Here is a 20,611-nt window from a genome sequence, read left to right on the forward strand (position 1 = left end):
CCCGTCGCAAGGAAGCATAGATATTCAAATAACCGAAATGCAGCTTCAGTATTGAGAGTTGCTTGAGTTCGTTTGGATATAGGCATCACGCATACAACTGAGGTCCAGTCATGCAGTTATCACTGAAAAATTTGTCAGTACGAACGCAAATTTTGGTTCCGGTATTATTTACCGCGATTGTTTTGTTTATTGCTTTGTGGATTACTAAAAACAATCTTCAAGCTGAGCAAGATGTTATTGCTTCCAACCAAGAGTCTTTGGTTTTCCATAAAGACACTTTGGCGCGTATTGACGATGAAATTTATCCACTTCGTATTACAGCGGTTTACGCTATCTACGACGCTTCCCGTCGTGAAAATTTTCTTAATGAATTGAAAGAAGGCTTAAAGCAGGTTGAAGCTGATTTAAGTGCGATTGAAGCTCGCAATCTGTTTCGTGAAGATGCGATTAAAGTTCGCCAAGCGATCGAAGCCTATGTTCGATATTCAGAGCGCTCAGTGGCTTTCTTTAACCAGTACGATCAAGGCTTGAAATCGGACAGTGAGTACCGTGCATTCATTAAAGAGTACCGTAATGTTGGCCGAGAAATGGTTCAACAAATCAATACTCTGTCGAAGCATGTGAATGACCAAGCAGAGCAGTCAACCATAAGAAGCCATCAACAGAATGAGCGTGTACAAAACAACGCTATGCTGACAGTTCTTGCGGTATTTGCGTTCTCATTGGTGGGGGCGTGGATCTTATCAGGCATGATTGTTACGCCTATTCAAAAACTTCAAGAAGTGATGCGTCAGTTGGCAATGGGCAACTTATCAGTTCGCGCAGATGTAGATGGTGATAACGAAATTGCGAAGCTGAGCAAAGATGTTAACCAAACAGCAGAACAGCTTTACAACACGGTCGACCAGCTAACTCGCATCAGTGAAGAGGTGGCATCGGCATCGACTGAGCTTGCCGCAGTAATGACGCAAGCAGAAGCGAATGCTCAGCTAGAGCTCGCTGAGATAGAACAAGTTGCATCGGCTGTTAATGAACTTGCCAGCACCGCAAACAACGTGAGCGATAACGCAACGTCTGCGGATTCGACAGCTCGCGAAGCTGATGGTCTTGCGCAATCAGGTCTGGCTATCTTCCAAGAGAGCGCAGAAGCAAGCGCACAGATGTCTCAGGCATTGAACGATGCAGCGCAAGTCGTACTGCGTTTAAAAGAGCAGTCGGTTCAGATCAACGACGTTATTGAAGTGATTCGCGGTGTCTCTGAGCAGACCAACTTACTCGCATTGAACGCTGCGATTGAAGCTGCGCGTGCTGGTGAGTCTGGTCGTGGTTTTGCGGTTGTTGCGGATGAAGTACGTATGCTCGCGGCACGGACTCAAGACTCGACTCAAGAGATCCAAACGATTATTGAAGAACTTCAAGCGCAGTCTGGGCTTGCGAATGACAGCATGCAAGTCAGCCTTGACATGCTCAGTCGTAACAACGAACTGACGCAACAAGCGAATGAGGCATTGGTTGGTATTACCGAGTCGGTAGCCAACATTAACGATTCAAACACGCAAGTGGCAACCGCAGCCGAAGAGCAGTCTCAAGTCACTCAAGACATCAACCGCAACGTGGTTAACATGTCTGAACTCGTTAACCAGAATGTGGCGGGTATTAGTCAAAGCGCAAGCGCGAGTACTGAGCTTTCATTACTTGCAGAGAAGCAGAAAGAGCAATTGAGCTTCTTTAAGCTTTAATTCGCTATTCGCCTAACAAAATGTATAAATCCCTGAGCTATTGCTTGGGGATTTTTTGTTTGTGAGAAACTGATTTAAAATCAGGAAGTCTATCTAAAACAGTCATTTAGTGAAAATATTTTGCGAGCAAAATCACATATAATGAGATTGTTTTTACATTTTTTGCGTCAATTTTTTTTTGACGCGAACGATTTTTTTACCTCAACCGATAACTTGATGGTTGAGAGGTATTCATATCGTCATTTTACTTGGTGTTTTCTTCTATAAGTGCTGTTTATTCAACGCGTTGCGTGAAAAATAACAGCTGCTACTATGCCGCCAGTTTTCTCGTTGGTACAGAAAAGTCCTGTTTTTCTGGTGAGAAAATACATATAAAACAATGATATGGAAAATAACAATGAAATTAAAAACTTTAGCTGTAGCAGTGGCGCTAATGGCATCAGGATCTCAAGTTGTCGCTTCAGAACTATACAACCAAGATGGCACTTCTCTTGAGATGGGCGGCCGCGCTGAAGCGCGTCTTTCTATGATGGATGGTAAGGCAAAAGACCGTACTCGCATCCGTCTTAACTTCCTAGGCAAACAGGAAATCAATGAAAACCTATACGGTGTTGGTTTTTGGGAAGGTGAGTTCGAAACAAAAGAAGAAGGTGCCGTAGATAACAACAGTGATCTTGAAACTCGTTACGCTTACGCAGGCCTAGGCGGTAAATACGGTGAAGTAACTTACGGTAAAAACGACGGTGCATTATTCGTTCTTACTGATTTTACCGATATTATGGCTTACCACGGTAACACTGCAGCACTTAAACTGCCTGTATCTGACCGTACAGACAACATGCTGTCTTACAAAGGCCAATTCGAGCAACTAGCTGTACGTGCTAGCTACCGCTTTGCTGATCGCACAACAGATGCAAAAGGTTTTACAGACAACGAGGAAGATGGCTTCTCTCTATCTGGTATCTACGCATTTGCTAATACTGGTATTGAACTAGGTGCTGGTTATGCAGACCAAAACGATAGTGATGAGTTCATGCTTGCTGCTGCATACTCTGTAGGTGATTTCTACTTCGCTGGTAACTACACAGGCGCAGACGTGGATGTTGCAGGTGAGTCTGCGGATTACAAAGGCTACGAACTAGCTGCATCATACACTATGGGTCAAACTGTATTTACTTCTACGTTCAACAAAGGTGAGCTAGAAGATGCTGATACTGTAGAAAACCTAGCTGTTGATGTTACTTACTACTTCAAGCCTAACTTCCGTGGCTACGCATCATACAACTTCGATCTAATGGATAACGAAGGCGCTGATGAAAAAGATGAGCTAGCGCTAGGTCTACGTTACGACTTCTAAGTCGAAACTGTTATCTAAGATTCTGCCTTATTCTTAGTAAACAAAACCCCTTACTTTACAGTAAGGGGTTTCTTGTTTTCCGGGTATCAAAACTGGTCGCTACTTGGTGCTCGTTATCAAAGCTACCTTTTTAGTGTGAGTTTAGTCCCATCAAATTTTAGGTGACTCAGGAGACTTTTAGCGTTGGTTTTACCAACCTCATCAAACTCCATTCCATAGCGAGCATGGTGTGTCGATTTTTGTAAGTTACAAATACGACCTCTCAATGGCGCGAGCATGTGGCTTTCACCGGGCATGGTTAGGTCCAATGAAACGCGATCACCAACCTGAAGTGGTCGGCTCATTGGTGATGTCACAAAGCGGCACCCACTACGAGATAAATCTCTTATCTCGCATTCAGTTCGATAGGCTTCTAAACAAACGCGCGCTCTCAAATTCACTTCGTAACGTACTTCTTTACGAAGCTGAAAGACCTGCATGGTGTTAGGTAGACTTAGCACTAAAATTGGATACGGGTCGCCGAGTCGGTGCTGCAATTGCGCCCGAAATGGAATGACAGCACCTTCCCCTCGATGAGAGTACGCTTTTACATTGATCCAAAAGCCTTCTTGAAAATAGAATTTCAAGTCCTCATCGGAGATGTTCGGAACCTCTATCAATGCGGTATTATTTGAGTGACAGCCGACAAATGTGCTGGTTGTAATAAACTTGGTACCAACAGGTGTCGTGACGTTTAAACTAACTTCACTGCCATGTTCGACCATTGCCATTGCATCGGTGCTATTTAGTGTACTTGCCTGACGTTCGGGTGCCTTCTTGCTTTGCAGAGGTAGTTTGCCGTCTCTGGCAATAGGGCTCATATTTCTCATTATTAGTGTCGTACCTGATTTGAGAAGGTAATGGCGTGAAGTGACAGAGCACTTCCGCATGGTGTTGATTCTATTCAGTGATATAGTTTGATTCAATCAATCCGTAACAAAAATTAGAGAGCAAGATATGCATAAAGTAACTCATGAAGTTGAAAACAACACATTTTGGGTTGATTTAGAACAAGGTTATAAAGCCAAGGTGGTTTATCAGCTTGAGAATAATGTCATGCACATCACATCAACCGTAGTTCCTGAAGCATTACGAGGTAAAGGGTACGGAAAAGTGATGATGGAAGCGGTATTGCCAGAAATTGAGGCACTCGGTTACCAAATCAAACCAGTCTGTCCATATGTCATTCATTATATGGAGAAAAACCAAGCCTGGTCACATCTGCTTGCATGATGATGAACGACAACCACCAACGTTACCAAAGCATTGGCCAGGAGCTAAAGCTCGGGAATTATCAAGCGGTAGAAGTCATACAATCGCTATGGGGAGGCTATGGTGAGTTAGTCCGAGTTACTTATTCAACTTGTTCGGTGATCATTAAGCATGTAAAACTCCCTAAGCCTTCAGAGCATCCAAGAGGTTGGAATACTGACCGATCTCACCAAAGAAAGCTGCACTCTTATCAGGTGGAAGTGAATTGGTATACGCATTTTTCCAGAGAGGTGAGCACTCGCTGCCGAGTACCACAAGGTCTAAAAACGTTCCAATCGGAGAATGAATGGCTCATCGTGATGGAAGATCTCGCCGAGGCGGGCTTTCCAAAAGTCATCACCGATGCAAAACTAGAACATCTACGAGCCTGCCTTACTTGGTTGGCGAATTTTCATGCGCGTTACATCGGTATTCGCTCGGATAAGCTGTGGCATAGCGGCACGTATTGGCACTTGGCAACCAGACCCGATGAGCTTGAGGTGCTGCAAGACACCGAGCTAAAAAATTATGCTCAATTGATTGATCAAACGCTTTCGCAAGCCAAGTTCAAGACGTTTGTACACGGTGATGCCAAATTGGCGAACTTCTGTTTTGATCGAGAAGAATCAAGCGTTGCTGCGGTCGACTTTCAATACGTCGGACATGGCTGTGCGATGAAAGACGTAGCACTGTTCATGAGCAGCGCCGTCAAGCCAGAACGTTGTGCAGAGATGGAAGTTTGGGTCTTGGATACGTATTTTGCTCAGTTGCAACAGGCGTTAATGGTTTATCAGTCGAATCTTGACCCCAATGAAGTCGAGCGCGAATGGCGTCCTTTGTTTGCGGTTGCGTGGGCTGACTTTCAACGCTTTGTGAAAGGCTGGAGCCCTGATCACTGGAAGATCAATCCTTACACAGAAGCATTGACTAGCAGAGCGCTGGCTCACTTACGAAAGTGAGTAGAAGTTTAAAAAGAAAAGCCTCCAATTAGGAGGCTTTGATTTACTTTTTACTTGGCCTGATACGTGCCATGTAATAGGTATTGATGAACTCGCCATCTCGGAAGGAGCCATCAATCGCTTCGCCCTCAATTTGAAATCCATGCTTTTTGTACAGGCCAATGGCGGCGCCATTATCGGCGTTGACTTCTATCTGAATTCTTCTCACGTTTAGCCAGTTATCTGCCAGTTCAGTGACTGTTTCAATCAACTTGCTACCAATACCGAGCCCATGGAAGCTGTCATGCACTCCGATGCCAAATGATGCTGTGTGCATTGTTCTTGGACGCTGCGAGTGGTGAAAGCCAATGTTACCCACTACTTTACCATCGATTTCAGCGACGTAGCTGTAAACGCCAGCGGGCATATTTGACAATCGTTCTACCCACATTGCGAGCGAAGGTTTTGGGAGTTGCAGGGTTTCACGTTGTGCTTTTGGTTGTGAATAGATTTCTACGAGTGCCGCGGCGTCTTCAACGGTTGTTGGACGTACGATAATTTCCATGCTTCTCTCCTTCGCTTTTTAGTATTAATTTTCAATCTAACCACAGTTCCTTATTTTGGATAGTATTTTTTTAAGTTTGAGAGATAAACACCTTTTAAATTAGGTTGTTATAGCGATGTTTTTCTAAATTTTAGTAGTCATTTATCTTTGAATTTAGCGAATAGATTGCAAAGGCGTTGAATTATTGTACTGAAAATGGCGTGCACGGCAGAGTATCGTGGTGAATTTCATGTTGGAGGAAATAAATGGAATTATTCAAACTGTGACGACGGCACTGTATATCAGTTGACTTGAATCAATTGAGGGTGGAGTTACCTCTTATGAGGTATGGGGAAGAGGTACGTTTAGCGCTATTTATGCTTAACTTGATAAAGGAGTTTCGTTGGGGAAATAGCATGAAATCCTCTCAGTCTAAAACATCGCAAAGTCGGCGTCGATTTTTGCGTGATACTGTCCGAACTGCGGCAGGCGTTGGCGCAGCGGCGTGTGTGTTGGGCTTACAATCGCTGCAAAGCCAAGCTCGAGAAACTAAAGGTGTGCCTATTCGCCCACCCGGTGCATTGCCAGAAGGCGATTTCGAATCAGCCTGTATTCGATGTGGCTTGTGTGTTCAAGCATGCCCTTACGACACATTGAAACTCGCGACATTACTTTCTCCTGTAGCCACTGGTTCTCCTTACTTTACTGCGCGCGATATTCCCTGCGAAATGTGCGAAGACATTCCTTGTGTGGTGGCTTGCCCGAGTGGGGCGCTGGATCCGAAGCTAACCGATATTGATGATGCTCGCATGGGGACAGCGGTTCTTATTGACCATGAAACTTGCCTTAACTGGCAAGGATTACGATGCGACGTTTGTTATCGCGTTTGTCCGCTGATTGATGAAGCCATCACGTTAGAGATGGTTCACAACGACCGAACCGGTTATCACGCCAAACTTATCCCAACAGTGAATTCCGAAGTGTGTACCGGATGCGGTAAGTGCGAACAAGCGTGCGTGTTGGATGTCGCTGCTATTAAAGTCGTCCCGACGGATTTGGCGAAAGGCAAAGTGGGCAGTCACTACAATTTTGGTTGGAAAGAGATCGACAAACCACTCGAAAATATCCTCCCTAGTGAGACGCCTGTACCGGAAGGTGCGCTTGAATCGCTAAAAGGAGGTAAGTAATGGCAAAGAACTTAGCTCAAAATGCTGGCAAAGAAGCGGTAGAAAAGCTTGGTTGGTGGCGCGCGCATCGGTTTCTGGTTTTACGTCGGCTATGTCAGCTCACCATCATTGCGCTGTTTATGGCTGGGCCGACATTAGGGGTTCTAACCGGTAACCTCTCATCGAGTATGTTGCTCGATACGGTCCCTTTAAGTGACCCGTTAATTGTGCTTCAAGCTTTGGCGACAGGGCATATACCGGAGTTTAATGTGTTGTTAGGCGTAGTGATTGTCGTGGTGTTCTATGCGATTTTAGCACCGCGCGCATTTTGTGCTTGGGTATGCCCGTTGAACATCGTGACGGACTTAGCGGCGTGGCTGCGCAGAAAGCTCAACATTAAAGCGAGCTATCGTTGGTCTCCTACTATTCGTTATTGGCTGATCCCTGTTTTGATGTTGGGTAGTGCTCTGTCTGGCGCGATTCTTTGGACATGGTTAGATCCAGTGGCGGCATTGCATCGCGGATTGGTGTTTGGTATGGGCGCAGGTTGGGTGTTGATCGCACTGGTGTTCGTACTGGATTTACTCTTAGTTGAGCATGGGTGGTGTGGGCACTTATGTCCACTGGGTGCTACCTATGGTGTGATAGGCCGAAAAAGCCTGTTGCGCGTTACTGCTGTTCGCCGCGAAGATTGCACCAAATGCATGGATTGCTTTTACGTCTGCCCAGAACCTGAGGTGCTTCGACAACCATTGAAAGAGGGAGATCGTCGAGTTATGGATCAAAACTGCATTAGCTGTGGCCGCTGTTTGGATGTGTGTCCAGAACATGTGTTTGAATTTAAGAATCGTCTAACAGTAAAGAATATCGATTAAGTTACTGAGCCTCATCACTGGCGTTTTACCTATTTCTCTCGATATTTCAACATCGCGCTTAGTCAAGGAATTGAGTGCGATGTTTATCTTCATAACAATATCCCTATGCAATATCTGCTTGGTTTGGGTTGAAAATAATAATGATATTGCGAATTTGTTACATTTGAAGCTATGATGATGCCTTCATATTTAAAGGAAACATCATGACTACCTCATCGCAAGGCTGGAGAACGCCGCAAAATTTCCTCCTGTTAATTTCCATTATCGTGCCCATTGCTTTTTCTACCTGGATGGCGTTGTTGAACAACTTCGTTATCGAGAAAGCGAACTTTGATGGCGCTGATATCGGTTTACTTCAAAGTGTTAGAGAAGTACCTGGCTTTCTCGCTTTCACCGCGGTATTCGTTTTACTTTTTATCCGTGAACAACGCTTTATGCTCGTCTCTTTGGCGATGCTTACGCTTGGTACGGCATTAACTGGTTATTTTCCCACTTTGTACGGTCTACTTTTTACCACCTTGTTAATGTCCACCGGTTTCCACTACTTTGAAACACTAAAGCAGTCTTTGTCTTTACAATGGCTATCGAAAGAAGAAGCCCCGGAAATGCTGGGTAAATTTATTTCTGTTGGGGCTTTGGCTTCTCTGTTTACCTACGGCGCCATTTGGGTTTCGCTCGAACAGCTCAAACTTGATTTTAAAACGGTCTACTTAATGGCTGGTGGCCTAGGTTTTGTGCTTATTTTGGTGATGGCATTCGCTTTCCCTCAATTTAAAACAAAAGTGCCTCAAAACAAGAAACTCATTCTGCGTAAACGTTACTGGTTGTACTATGCGCTCACGTTTATGAGTGGTGCTCGCCGTCAGATTTTCACTGTTTTCGCTGGCTTCTTGATGGTAGAGAAGTTTGGCTACTCTGCCGCAGACATTACCTTGCTGTTTTTGATCAACTATGTCTTTAACTTCTTGTTTGCGAAGCGAATCGGCCGCTTCATCGGCGTTGTTGGTGAGCGTAAAGCGCTGATGTTTGAGTACGTCGGTTTGATCTTCGTATTCGTCGGTTATGGTTTGGTGCAAACCGCGGAGTGGGCTGCTGCATTGTATGTTGTCGACCATTTGTTCTTCGCGCTAGCGCTTGCTATCAAAACCTACTTCCAAAAAATTGCCGATCCTGCCGATATGGCGTCGACCGCTGGGGTTGCGTTTACTATTAACCATATTGCGGCGGTTGTGATACCCGTTACGTTTGGTGTGATTTGGCTGGTTTCTCCTGCTAGCGTATTTTACATCGGTGCAGGTATGGCGGCTGTGAGCTTACTGCTGTCACTCAATATTCCAGCGAAGCCAGAAGAGGGCAATGAGACCCGCTTATTAAAGTGGAGCTAAGTTGGTACTTACTATCTAGTAATAGAAGTTAATTACTGTTAATAGCTTTATTGACTTGGGTGCTTAGGCACCCTTTTCTTTATCCTCATGTTGTGTCTTCTATGGTTGTACATATCTATTGGGTCCGTTAGGGTTTTATACCTAAGTATGTTGAAATTACTCGGATACAACATGAGTCGAAACACTAAGGAGGGTTTTACAGTGCAGGTACATGGCAGGGAGTTGGATTTAGATCTAGGAAACCGTCACGTCGTTATTCAACGTCGCTATGAGGCGTTAGGTGCTGCCAACGATCTGCTCATAGCTATTTGGTTTTTAATTGGTAGTTTTTTCTTTTTGAATGATTCGTTGATTGAAAGCGGGACTTGGCTGTTCATCGTAGGCAGCGCACAGTTGATCATTAAGCCCCTGATAAAACTGATGAGTTTAGTTCATGTTGGTCGCTTAAATAAGCAACTTTCTGGCACATCAACGAGCAGCTGAGATTACACGCCTATTTTGAGCACCTGCAAGCAAGAGGCTAATGAGCGGGTTATCGAGGGGAAAGAGGGAAACATAACGTGGTCACAACACTAACCACGTTATGTTCAGCTTGAAGCTTTAGAATTTAAAACGGATACCAGAACAGTTGTGTGTCCATAACACGCTTGCTGATCGCAGCAATCACTATCACTGCAATCCCCGCCATGCAGATCATATCGGCTTTGGTCAGGGGTTTTAGGCTGTACCAGGTGCGAGATGAGTGACGGCCAAAACCACGTAGCGTCATCGCGTTTGAGATTTGGTCTGCTCTGTCCAAACTAGAGAAAATAAGAGGGCCAAGAATCTTCGCCACGTTCTTCATACGAGTGAACAACGGAGCCTTCTTACTCAGTTCTACTCCGCGTGCTTGTTGCGCGTGCATGATGTTAACAAAGTCCTTTTTCACTTCCGGCAAGTAGCGCAGCGTTAAGCTCACGGCATAGGCGATTTTGTAAGGTACACCTAAGCGGTTCAAGCTGGCTGAAAACTCCGTCGGGTGAGTGGTAAATACAAACACCAACGCGATTGGGAACATGCTGAAGTATTTCAACGTCACTGTTACTAAGTAAAACAACGTCTCTTGAGTAAGCGAGTAATTACTGGGTAACGAGAGTAAAACCGTTGATGAGCCCATGAACTCAGTACCTTGTTGCGGCGCTAACGCGAACATAAACAGGGCATTGATCAGCAATACCGTGCCTGTACCCAGTAAAAGCGGTTTGTAGACATGAAATGGCACTTTGGTCATTTTCAATAAGCCTAAACCAAGCACGATCAACAGCGCGATGATTCGCAAGTCAAATGTGGTCAACACCACCGTCACCCAAGCAATGAAAAGCAAGAACTTAGTAATGCCATTCAACTTATGAAGTGGCGATTGGGTATCGATGTAGTTGATACCAAACTTCATCTTATTGTCTTTCATGCCACTGCTTTCTCTGGTTGGTTTACTTCGCTGCTTTTTTGTTGGCGGTGCGCTTTTTCTACATTGATAAAATGCTGCATAAAGCCATTGGTGTCTTCGATGCCAACTTTCGTAGCCAACTCAAACAGACTTGTTGTGGTGAGGTTCGCTTGGTCTAGTAACTCTGGACTGCTGAATACCTGCGTCATTGGTGCATCCGCGACTAATTTACTGTCTGCAATCACGATAGAGCGCGTAGTGTATTCCAGCACTAAATGCATGTCATGAGAGATGATCATCACGGTTACGCCCAACTCGCGATTGAGCTTTTCGATGAAACTCAGCATAGACGTGTAGTTCCGGTAGTCCTGACCTGCCGTCGGTTCATCAAGGATCAGAAGCTCTGGTTCCAAGACCAAAATTGACGCAATGGTTACGCGCTTTTTCTGGCCGTAGCTCAATGCTTCGATTGGCCAGTGACGGTATTTGCTCAAACCGCACAGCTCAAGGACTTCAAGTACTTTAGCTTCGATTTGTTTCTCTTCAACGTCACGATTACGGAGGCCGAAGGCCACTTCGTCGAAAATCATGTGATGGGAAATCATGTGGTTCGGGTTTTGCATCACCACGCCCACTTTCTGGCTGCGCTCGAAGATGGTCAGTTCGTTTAGATCTTGCCCATTCATGCTTATTGAGCCGCTATCCGCTTCAATAACGCCCATAATCAGTTTGGTGATGGTCGATTTACCCGAGCCATTTTTGCCAAGTACAGAGACAAACTCGCCACGCTTGATGTCAAAACTCACGTCTTCTAGCGCGTTTTTCTCACCGTCGTAAGAATAGGTGAGGCCACGGACTTCAAGCAAAGTCTCGGCTGGCGTTTTAGGTGGTTGTGCTGTTGAACCATCAAACCATGCTTGTACTGCTCGTTTATATTGCTCCAACGGTAAGGTAGTTAAGCTAGAAGGTTTTGCATCGCCCTCAATCGCGCAGCCTGCTTCTTTCAGAGCCGAAATATAAAGCGGTTCGCGGATGCCGTAATCTTCTAGCAGAGGCGACGCTAAAATTTCATCTGGCGTTGTATCGGCAATGATTTCGCCGCTTTCCATCAAGATAATACGGTCAACTGAGCGATGCAGAACGTCCTCAAGACGATGCTCAATGATTACGATGCTTTTGCCCGTTTCGCGGTGTAGATCATCGATGATCTCGATGGTTTTTTTACCCGTTTTAGGGTCAAGCGCAGCTAGTGGTTCATCAAACAAAAGGATATCGACGTCATCGACGAGAATGCCCGCCAAAGAAACACGCTGTTTCTGCCCGCCAGATAGATCGTGGGGAGAGCGATCTAGCATCTGTTCCAAGTCGACCATTTTGGCCGTGGCTTTGACCAATGGGTACATGTCGATGTTAGAAGTTAGCTGGTTTTCCAGCGCAAATGCGATGTCTTCGCCAATGCTCAAGCCGACAAATTGGCTGTCCGTATCTTGCAGTACGGTGCCAACTTGCTCAGTGTATTGGTGCATGTCGAAAGGGGCGGTGTCTTGACCATTGATGGTCAATGTTCCACTGGTTTCCCCTTTGATTGCGTGTGGGAGCAGTCCGTTAAGACATTGCCCAAGGGTAGATTTACCACTACCACTTGGACCAATAATGACGATTTTCTCTCCTTTCTCTATCCTTAGATTGATATTTTTTAGCGTCGGTTTGTCCAGCGACTCATATCTAAAAGAGAAGTTAGAAAATTCGATTGTCATTCGACATTAAGCCTCTGTTAAGTTACGGCTTTGCTTGTTACGTTTAGCGACAGACTTAAGAATGAAGAAGCCAACAATAGCAATAAGAATGGTGTTACCGATCGCGATAATAGAAAGCTGGGTAAACACTTTAGTGAACGGTTCTGCGTATAAAATCGTGTCGAGGAATGCAGAGCAACCGTAACCAAATACGTTGCCTAATAGCGCAAGTACTACGAATAACGCGAAGTCTTTCATATTGAAATCGCCTTTCTCTAAACGGTAGCGCGTTAGAGAAGGGAATAGACCGATAATCAAACCAACAATACCTGAACCAAGTACCCAAGTGAGCCATACGCCCCAACCTGCGAATAGGTCAGTGACCCAGTGGCCAATAAAACCAACCAAAAAGCCAACAAGTGGGCCAAATAGTACTGAGAACAATGCTAATACTGCCATGGCTGGTTTTAGCGTTGTGTTTGCAAACACAGGGATGCCAAACATAGGTAAGCCACCGATGCCGTAAAGAGCAGCACCGATTGCAATAACCACAACGGTTTTAGCAGAAAGATTCATAGATAACCTCAGTTCAATGGTCGATTTTAAAGAACGTTCATTTATATTGTTGGAAAGCATTGGTTATTTGATTGTGTAACATATATACAAAACAACCAAGTTGCTTATTGTTTGCTCTATTTTTCTTCAGGAAATGTGTGATTTGATTCACGTATCCCTTTGACTGGCTTTGTTTTTTAGCAAGCATTAAAAATAAGGCGCGCATTATACAGAATATTGATAAAAGTGGGAATGCTATCTGTCTGGATGGCTAGAATGAAATCGGAGGCTGATTGTCAGCCCCCGATTACACTTTCTGATACTATTTTCATCGATAAATGAATGAGCTAGCTGTTCATTAATGGTCTAGGTACAAATAGTTCTGCCAGCTCTTCATGCGAATCAGCACTTTGCGCATCACTGACACGTGAGTAAAGCTGTCTGAGTAAACGGCGACTTCAACCGCGGTACCCATTGGTAGGTGGTATTCGCTCAAATCGTCCGTGATTTTCAGCTTCGCAAATACACGTCCGCTTGTGCGCAGGGCATCGGTACCAAGCAGAGCACCTCTGGCTTGAATTTGGCTTTCACCAATGGCTGGAATCACGTCGATGACTTCGCCACGGAATACCTTGCCCGGTATCGCACGGAACATAAACTCCGCTTCAAAGCCTGCCTTCAAACGTTGTAGCGAGTTTTGTCTGAACGCCGCGGTGTACGTAATGTCTTCGGTATGCACGAAGGTCATTGCTGGGGCAAGCGGCAATGGCACAGCCATCACACCAGGGCGCAAAGCCAATTGCGTAACGTAACCATCGGTTGGCGCACGAACGACGGTTTGCTCAAGGTTGAACTCTGCTTTACGTAGCTCAGCGAGTAGTTGCGCGACTTGGGTATTCTCACCGCCGATTTCCGACTCTAATGCGATCTGTGCTTGCTCTTGCTGCAAAATGGCAACGTCTAGCATGGCTTCTGCCGCTTTGTACGCTTGGCGTCGAGTATCTAAATCTTGTTCCGTAAACGCGCCGCGATCAAAGCCCCTTTGATATCGGCTAAATTCTCTTTGTGCTTTATCTCTATCGGCTTGCGCTTTCAAAACCGCCGCTTCTGCTTCTCTCAAGTCAGACTCTAAACCCAACGCACCTTGGCTTGCTTCTTTCACTTTCGCTTCAAGGCGTGCGACTTCCGCTTCAAAAGGCACAGGGTCGATTTTGAAAAGAATATCGCCAGTTTTGAGCGGTTGGTTCGCTTGAACGGGCACTTCCACAACGCGGCCACGTACACCAGAGACGATAGGCGTAGTTGGGAACACTTGGTTACCTAACTGAGTAAATGAGTGGTTGTAGTTCATAAGAAGGACTAGTGTGCCCACTAACACTACGCCGCCAAGCACGGCTGTAGGTACGGTCCATTTGTTCAAAGGAATATTAAAGACTTTAAAAATGGCGATACAAAGGGCTGTATAAGTCAGAATCAGCAATAAATCCATTATTCGTCCTCTTTACTTTGTTCAGTCAAAGGCCTTTGCTGAATCTTTTGTTGTTTCAACATCGATACTTCGTTTTTGAGTTCGTTGACTTCGTCGATGAGCTCTTCAAGACGGTGATGAATGTCGTGCGTTTCTTGCTCAAGTTGTTTGAAGCCCCAGCCTCGCTCCTTGCGCCACAATGTTGCCCATATCCATAAAAATGGCCACAGTGCATGTAAAGTGAAAAGGCTAACCCAGCCTGCGTAATGAATTGCGTCTTGATGAGGGTGTTCGCGTTCTTTAGCAATTTCATACGGAATATCATGAATAACGATAATCCCGTAGAAGATCACTAAAGCAACGAAGATGAGTAACCCAAGTGCAAAATAGTCTAGAAACATCTTACCTGCCTGTGCTTGTTACCTAATGGAAAATCTTACGTAAATGAACAGTTTAAGTATTTGTCTTAACTATCGTTCAATCAAGTTATTTTGTGCTTGAATTATGTTTATGCGATATCCGTATCGATTGCTATTCGGGGACAATAAGAAGTGAAGGCGACTATATTCAAACTAAGTAGTACTAAAGGAAGGAATAGAGAATAAAAGCCACGGTTAGGCCCCAAGTGAAGGTTGGGGCATGGTTTAAAGTTCGGTACAGACTTGGTTTCGGCCATTGGCTTTGGCGCGGTACAAGGCTTTGTCGGCGCGGTAGAAGGTACGTTGGGTATTCTCTCCTTCTCGATGTAAGGTAATCCCGATCGATACGGTCAACCCCCGCTCGCCAAGAATATCGTCCCAACCATATTGATAAATGCGTTCGCGGTAATTCTCGGCATGCATTTCTGCCCGTTCTAGATTGCTATTCTCTAGAATGACAAGAAACTCTTCACCGCCAAAGCGAACGCAAGAAGCGCCTTTAAATTTGAAGTATCCTGCTAATTCTTGAGACACACGTTTAATCGCTTTGTCTCCAACAAGGTGACTGAGCTCGTCATTGATGGACTTAAAATGGTCAATATCGATGACCATCAACGCAAATTCAGTATCGTGCAAAAGCAGGTCTTTGAGTTTGACTTCTAACCAACGTCGGTTGTGCAAAGAGGTTAGCGGGTCAGTAAAGACATCTTGCTGTAGTTGGGCGACCGTATTCTTATGTTGTTTGGTGGTTTCCTTGAGCTCTTTGTTTTCAAGTTCTGACAAAATGAGTTTGAGCTGTAGCTCAAAACGAGAAAGTCGACGTAATTGAGTAGAACCCAATTCACCAATTGGAATGTGTTTGACAAGGTCAGATTCAATGCGAAACGCTTTTTTTTCACAGTTTAATGCTTTCTGAAATAACCCTTGAGAAGCGTAAACTTGACTCATTGCGTTGTAAAAATGCTGAGCGACAAGAGGAGACGAGTGTTTCTGAATTCGTTTACCGATAGAGTCCAGCACTAAGTTGGCTAAAGAGATGTGTCCGACACCGTTTAGAGAATATGCGGTCTCGATTTTGACCATCGTGGATAACCAGTACGTGGTAGCACTGCCCGTCGTATACTGAACATTCGAGATAGCAAGCAATGCGTTAGGATAATCCTCTTGCAAACGATGCAGTTTGGCCCGGTAGAGATGAATTTGCGCAGCAAGGTTTTTATCACTGACGAGGATACTTAGTTCTTCACACTCACTCAATAATTCTTGTGCATCTGCGGTACGGTTCAAACTGATGTAACAGGCAAGCATGTAAAGTTTGTAGCGCAGACGTAGGGAGCGACTGCTAATGGCGTGATCGATCGCATCGATTTTTTGGTAATAACGCAAAGCGCGATGGTGATCCCCATAGGCATCGCACAAATTGCCCATTCCAATAATAGCCAGTACGTACTCATCAATATAGCCAGTACGTACTCATCAATATAGCCATATTCGACGGCGATATTCGTTGCAGCGACATACTCGGTTAATGCTGCGTTGTAGTCACCTACTTCTACTAAACGATCACTCAAGCTTGCTTTTACAGACAGAATATCTTCTACATCGTCGGGTAAAACGAGCAACTCAAGGGCTTGTCGTAGTTCTTCGATACTGTCGTTGAGCTGTTTAATTTCTCGTCGATACTCGGCACTAATGATATAGCAATGTGCTTTTTCTCGGTTCGTGGATGCAATATGTAACCCGATGTGCTCCCACAGCGTAATCGCTTCTTCACCAGAGACGGAAGAAGGATCGATGCCTGCGTCAGTGACCTTGCTAAGCAGTTGTTCCATGCTTCATTACCTCAATATAGCTTTCTTCGAGTTGCTCTAAAGTGAATGGGAAGGTCAGGATATCTTGCAAATACAGTATCGGTTTGGGACCTTTTAGCCCGCGACGTTTCCATGGATAGATGTCTAACATTGCCTGAACCGTGCGATAGACATCTTCTGCTGCTTGACCTTTCTCTGCAATTAACATAGCTAGTCTGTCACTGGAAATTCGTGAGATGAGATCATTTGAGGTCGTCAATGCATGAACTAGCTCAGTACAAACATCGAGAAATTCGGGGTTTGCATGCTGAATCATAATGATCGCGTGGTTGGAGCGTTTGAGCTCTGTTTTAAACAGAACTAACTGTTCCCACCAGTAGGTCTCGGACACAACATTAGAAAACTGTTTTTCAGGGTCATATTCATGTTGGGAACGGATACGATTAATCAGCTTACGCGCTCGTTGCTCTAGCTGGCGTTTGGAGCCGCGTGCTTTATCCATACTGACTCGATGAGTCTGTTCTTTGAGCATTTTAAGTGCATGTTTACGGTATTTTTTAAACGCGTTAAACGCTGATTCAAAATCACCTTGCTCTTCAGCGACTCGAGATTGCTGAAAGCAGATCTGACTTAGTAGCTCGCCGTTGTCAAAACTAAGCGCGGACTCTTCTGCTGCGAGTAGTAACTTTGCTGCACTATCCGTATTTTTGCGTAAGAGTTCGAGCCTTGCGCGGCTAATAAACGAGTGTGCCTTCATCCAAATGAGATCATGTTCAATAGCGAGTTTATGGGCCTTTTGTGTGGCTTCTTCTGCGGCATCAAGGCGTTCTAGCCCAAGTAGCGCTAAGCCTTTAAAGTCCCAGATCTCTGCTTGCCATGTGCTGTCATCATGATCTTTTAGTACTTCGGTTGCACCATCCAGCACAGTGAGCATTTCGACAAATTTATTCAGTAAGTAATAGTCCCAAGCCAACAGGATACGAGCTTTGCCTTCCAACCAAGCAATACGGACGTTGTTTGCCACTTTAACGGCCAACTCATGAGTGGAAGCGGCAAGTTGATGCTCATTTGTGATACGCCATACGTTGCCAAGCCCAATTAGAGATTCGATTTGAATTTCAATATCATCAACGAGGGCAGATTGTTCGAGTGCATTAATCCAATATTGTTGGGCTGAGTAATACTTTGCTTGTCCCCAATATTGAAGAGCAAACAAATGAAGAATTTCGGGCAGGTGGTCGTCGGTTTCAAGTTGGGTTTGCTTGCTGTAGGCGTCTTTGACTAGCTTTAAGCCTTGTCGGTAATCCATTAGGCACCAACAGCACTGCGCCATTATCAGCAATGCTCTGATTTCACCATCCACAAATAAAATTTGCTCCGCGCGGATACGGTATTGCTGCGCAATACTGAAGGTGTGTTCAGGGGCCGTTTTTATCTGGCCTTTAAGCTTTTTGAGCTCATCTTCTAGCTGAATTTGGTTTTTATCCAACGTTCACATCCATGACTATCGAACTGGAATTCACACCTAATATTAAGTGGTTAGATGCATGTTTTATTACCAAAACGATGCGGATAACGCTTTGGTAAACGATTAGGTGCCGTAATGTATACTGTCACAGCCCCTAATTACTACATCTAAATGCCAATAGTTACGATAGGAGCTGTTTGATGGTCAAAGGAGCATCAGTGACTTCTAGCCTTTGTGCGGCGGTAAGACCCTGCTTATCCTGATAGCACAAATTATGCCAAGCTCTGAATATATCTAAAAGAGGTAAAATTCCAGCAGGTCGTAATTTGCGACGTGGCTCGTTAATGAAGCTTTCGAAAAGGATCTGGAAGCGATTTTGATAGAACTGCACATGGCGAGTTGTTGCAACGTTAAACCATTTCTCGGGCTCATTTCTATCACCAGCAAGGTAGCAAATGCCTTTGTGGCTTTCGTCTTGAGTGGAGATCGCCCAGCGATCTCGCCACCAGCTCATATAGGCGATATCGACCTTGCCAAAAGGTGTGCTCATGTCCCAATTTGCATCTTCTTCTACGTACATCAAGTCGACATTTTTCTCTTTAATTCGAGACAAACAAACGCTCAGTGCTGCCGAACGTAGCAGGGGGTCTTGAGGCATATATAGAGATACACGTTTGTTGGGGCAACACATATCAAGTACATGCAAGTAATGAGCGTATGATGTGTAAGGCGGACGAACTAATGCACCTTTAGATGGGTAATGGAATACGGAAAGATTACCAAGAGGATCTTCCACGTTACCGCGAGCCAAAATGGTTTGGTATTTTTGGTCAATACGCTCACGCAGGAGGTTCGAAGGTTCCGCTGGCGGTTCACTTGCTTCCGCAGTGTACTCTTGGGAAACAAAACGAGAGACCTCGTCGTACGGGTTATGGTCTAGCGTGGCGATTGGCTCTTCATCAGCAGAATAGTTCACATGTTGACAAAGAATATAGCCTGAGTGGGCTTCACCAGAAACAATCCAGTAGACACCATTATTGCTGTTTGGCTGCAATGCAACATAGTTTGAGGCCAATTCATAGTGCGTTGCGTGGTTTACCCAACGAGCATCAATAGTGGCTAATTTACGGCGACAGCGACTCGCAATATGATCAACATGATCGTAAAAGGTTTTCGGGTTGATACTGAGTTTTCGGCAGATCTCGCGCACAGAGTAACCAGTAAACAATAAGCCCATTAAATTCTCTTGGAATTGTAGCTTTTTGTTCGCGCCTGACCATTTATCAACAAAGGTACTTTGACACGCTTTACAACGGTAACGTTGACGATCACCACTGTAACCGAAAGCGTGGTAGAGGTGTTTATGCGTGTGGACGGATAGTCCAAAGTTCTCGCAATCATCATTGCGGCACGCAGGCAACCCGTCACTGTGGACGTGTCGCAGGCGATGAAGTTCGTTCACGACATCGCGATTGTTAAGTAAGGGGGGGAAAGCTCCACATTCACGGCATACCATCGCCGGACGTTTAGGGTTAGCATGTTGCAGAACGTAACGCTTTGCATCACTCAATCCAAAGTTGTCACACGCCAATGTTTTACAAAAGTTGAGTTGTAACCCATCTGCGTCTTTTGGCAGTTCGCCGTTAGACACAATCGCCCCCTCGGGATAATTCGGGCAGCCAGCAATAACTCTGGCTGCAAATTATTACTTACTACTTGTTCTTAGATGTTGATTGCGGTTTCTAGCGCAACTTTCATCATGTCGTTGAACGACTTTTGACGCTCTTCTGAGCTTAGTTTTTCGCCACGGATGATGTGGTCAGAAACCGTTAGGATAGTTAACGCCTTCGCACCTAGGTCTGCAGCAACACCGTAGATACCAGCCGCTTCCATGTCTACACCTAGGATGCCTAGTTTTTCCATCTTCTCGAAGATGTCAGCTTCTGGTGTGTAGAACAAGTCTGCAGAGAATACGTTACCAACTTTCACTGGTACTTGTTGAGCACGCGCTTGGTTTACCGCTTCTTCTAGAAGGCCGTAGTCAGCGATTGCAGCGAAGTCGTGGTTGTTGAAACGGATACGGTTTACTTTAGAGTCTGTAGAAGCACCCATACCGATAACAACGTCCATTAGGTTAACGTCGTCACGTACCGCACCACAGCTACCTACACGGATTACGTTTTTCACGCCGTATTCTGCGATTAGCTCGTGTACGTAGATACAGCAAGAAGGGATACCCATGCCGTGACCCATAACAGACACTTTTTTGCCTTTGTAAGTGCCAGTAAAGCCGAACATGTTACGAACGTCACAAACTTGCTTCACATCTTCAAGAAACGTTTCTGCGATGTATTTAGCACGTAAAGGGTCGCCTGGCATTAGAACCGTTTCAGCGAAATCACCTGGTTGTGCATTGATGTGTGGGGTTGCCATA

At 45.1% G+C, this 20,611-nt stretch carries 18 protein-coding genes and 1 pseudogene; 8 read left to right on the forward strand and 11 right to left on the reverse strand.

What is annotated here, in order from left to right; genetic code table 11:
• Positions 1 to 110: 110 nt before the first annotated feature.
• Positions 111 to 1,739 carry a methyl-accepting chemotaxis protein gene (locus tag ACZ5ZC_RS04580; RefSeq protein WP_005394881.1) on the forward strand — a complete coding sequence of 543 codons (1,629 nt, stop codon included), beginning with the start codon at positions 111 to 113 and terminating at the stop codon, positions 1,737 to 1,739.
• A gap of 397 nt (positions 1,740 to 2,136) precedes the next feature.
• Positions 2,137 to 3,096: a porin gene (locus tag ACZ5ZC_RS04585; RefSeq protein WP_005394882.1), complete on the forward strand. Its 960-nt coding sequence runs from the start codon at positions 2,137 to 2,139 to the stop codon at positions 3,094 to 3,096.
• 122 nt (positions 3,097 to 3,218) lie between these two features.
• Here the strand turns inward: ACZ5ZC_RS04585 and ACZ5ZC_RS04590 are convergent, their stop codons facing one another.
• Positions 3,219 to 3,965, reverse strand: a complete 747-nt coding sequence (locus ACZ5ZC_RS04590) for a flagellar brake protein (RefSeq protein ID WP_043884593.1) — start codon at positions 3,963 to 3,965, stop codon at positions 3,219 to 3,221.
• A gap of 127 nt (positions 3,966 to 4,092) precedes the next feature.
• Here ACZ5ZC_RS04590 and ACZ5ZC_RS04595 point away from each other — a divergent pair, with 127 nt between their 5' ends.
• On the forward strand, positions 4,093 to 4,368 hold the full coding sequence (locus ACZ5ZC_RS04595; RefSeq protein WP_006741945.1) for a GNAT family N-acetyltransferase: 276 nt from the start codon (positions 4,093 to 4,095) through the stop codon (positions 4,366 to 4,368).
• Positions 4,369 to 4,370: 2 nt separating this feature from the next.
• Positions 4,371 to 5,345 carry a phosphotransferase gene (locus ACZ5ZC_RS04600; RefSeq protein ID WP_464931811.1) on the forward strand — a complete coding sequence of 325 codons (975 nt, stop codon included), beginning with the start codon at positions 4,371 to 4,373 and terminating at the stop codon, positions 5,343 to 5,345.
• 43 nt (positions 5,346 to 5,388) lie between these two features.
• Here ACZ5ZC_RS04600 and ACZ5ZC_RS04605 read toward each other — a convergent pair whose 3' ends face one another.
• A complete protein-coding gene (locus tag ACZ5ZC_RS04605) occupies positions 5,389 to 5,889 on the reverse strand; it encodes a GNAT family N-acetyltransferase (RefSeq protein ID WP_054866853.1) in 501 nt (166 codons plus the stop codon).
• Between the two features lie 395 nt (positions 5,890 to 6,284).
• On the opposite strand from ACZ5ZC_RS04605, the gene napG reads away from it, so the two are divergent.
• The 4 genes from napG (at position 6,285) to ACZ5ZC_RS04625 (ending at position 9,777) form a co-directional block, all read left to right on the forward strand.
• Positions 6,285 to 7,055 carry a ferredoxin-type protein NapG gene (gene napG, locus ACZ5ZC_RS04610; RefSeq protein ID WP_015313573.1) on the forward strand — a complete coding sequence of 257 codons (771 nt, stop codon included), beginning with the start codon at positions 6,285 to 6,287 and terminating at the stop codon, positions 7,053 to 7,055.
• The gene (napH, locus tag ACZ5ZC_RS04615; protein WP_464931424.1) at positions 7,055 to 7,909 is read left to right on the forward strand and encodes a quinol dehydrogenase ferredoxin subunit NapH; all 855 of its coding nucleotides are present in this window, start codon (positions 7,055 to 7,057) and stop codon (positions 7,907 to 7,909) included. The genes napG and napH overlap by 1 nt, the downstream gene beginning before the upstream one ends.
• 203 nt (positions 7,910 to 8,112) lie before the next feature.
• On the forward strand, positions 8,113 to 9,294 hold the full coding sequence (locus tag ACZ5ZC_RS04620; RefSeq protein ID WP_005394895.1) for an MFS transporter: 1,182 nt from the start codon (positions 8,113 to 8,115) through the stop codon (positions 9,292 to 9,294).
• 171 nt (positions 9,295 to 9,465) lie between these two features.
• Positions 9,466 to 9,777 carry a YrhK family protein gene (locus ACZ5ZC_RS04625; RefSeq protein ID WP_054866856.1) on the forward strand — a complete coding sequence of 104 codons (312 nt, stop codon included), beginning with the start codon at positions 9,466 to 9,468 and terminating at the stop codon, positions 9,775 to 9,777.
• A gap of 124 nt (positions 9,778 to 9,901) precedes the next feature.
• Here ACZ5ZC_RS04625 and ACZ5ZC_RS04630 read toward each other — a convergent pair whose 3' ends face one another.
• The 9 genes and pseudogenes from ACZ5ZC_RS04630 to deoD all read right to left on the reverse strand — a co-directional run bounded on the left by ACZ5ZC_RS04630 (position 9,902) and on the right by deoD (position 20,610).
• Positions 9,902 to 10,741, reverse strand: a complete 840-nt coding sequence (locus ACZ5ZC_RS04630) for an energy-coupling factor transporter transmembrane component T family protein (RefSeq protein WP_069498355.1) — start codon at positions 10,739 to 10,741, stop codon at positions 9,902 to 9,904.
• Positions 10,738 to 12,477 carry an ABC transporter ATP-binding protein gene (locus ACZ5ZC_RS04635; RefSeq protein ID WP_464931425.1) on the reverse strand — a complete coding sequence of 580 codons (1,740 nt, stop codon included), beginning with the start codon at positions 12,475 to 12,477 and terminating at the stop codon, positions 10,738 to 10,740. Before ACZ5ZC_RS04635 ends, ACZ5ZC_RS04630 begins: the two co-directional genes overlap by 4 nt.
• A 6-nt stretch (positions 12,478 to 12,483) precedes the next feature.
• Positions 12,484 to 13,032 carry an ECF-type riboflavin transporter substrate-binding protein gene (locus tag ACZ5ZC_RS04640; RefSeq protein WP_005375133.1) on the reverse strand — a complete coding sequence of 183 codons (549 nt, stop codon included), beginning with the start codon at positions 13,030 to 13,032 and terminating at the stop codon, positions 12,484 to 12,486.
• Between the two features lie 337 nt (positions 13,033 to 13,369).
• Complete coding sequence (locus tag ACZ5ZC_RS04645; RefSeq protein WP_464931426.1) at positions 13,370 to 14,500, reverse strand: HlyD family secretion protein; 1,131 nt, start codon at positions 14,498 to 14,500, stop codon at positions 13,370 to 13,372.
• The gene (locus ACZ5ZC_RS04650) at positions 14,500 to 14,880 is read right to left on the reverse strand and encodes a DUF3302 domain-containing protein (RefSeq protein ID WP_006741936.1); all 381 of its coding nucleotides are present in this window, start codon (positions 14,878 to 14,880) and stop codon (positions 14,500 to 14,502) included. Before ACZ5ZC_RS04650 ends, ACZ5ZC_RS04645 begins: the two co-directional genes overlap by 1 nt.
• 243 nt (positions 14,881 to 15,123) lie before the next feature.
• A pseudogene (locus ACZ5ZC_RS04655) lies at positions 15,124 to 16,730 on the reverse strand (GGDEF domain-containing protein).
• Positions 16,714 to 18,198, reverse strand: a complete 1,485-nt coding sequence (locus tag ACZ5ZC_RS04660; RefSeq protein WP_164665883.1) for a tetratricopeptide repeat protein — start codon at positions 18,196 to 18,198, stop codon at positions 16,714 to 16,716. The pseudogene ACZ5ZC_RS04655 and the gene ACZ5ZC_RS04660 overlap by 17 nt, the downstream one beginning before the upstream one ends.
• Positions 18,199 to 18,358: 160 nt before the next feature.
• Positions 18,359 to 19,828: a hypothetical protein gene (locus tag ACZ5ZC_RS04665; RefSeq protein WP_005394913.1), complete on the reverse strand. Its 1,470-nt coding sequence runs from the start codon at positions 19,826 to 19,828 to the stop codon at positions 18,359 to 18,361.
• 71 nt (positions 19,829 to 19,899) lie between these two features.
• A complete protein-coding gene (gene deoD / locus ACZ5ZC_RS04670; protein WP_005394915.1) occupies positions 19,900 to 20,610 on the reverse strand; it encodes a purine-nucleoside phosphorylase in 711 nt (236 codons plus the stop codon).
• Between the last annotated feature and the right edge of the window lies 1 nt (position 20,611).

It is taken from the genome of Vibrio sp. JCM 18905, from assembly GCF_055393305.1.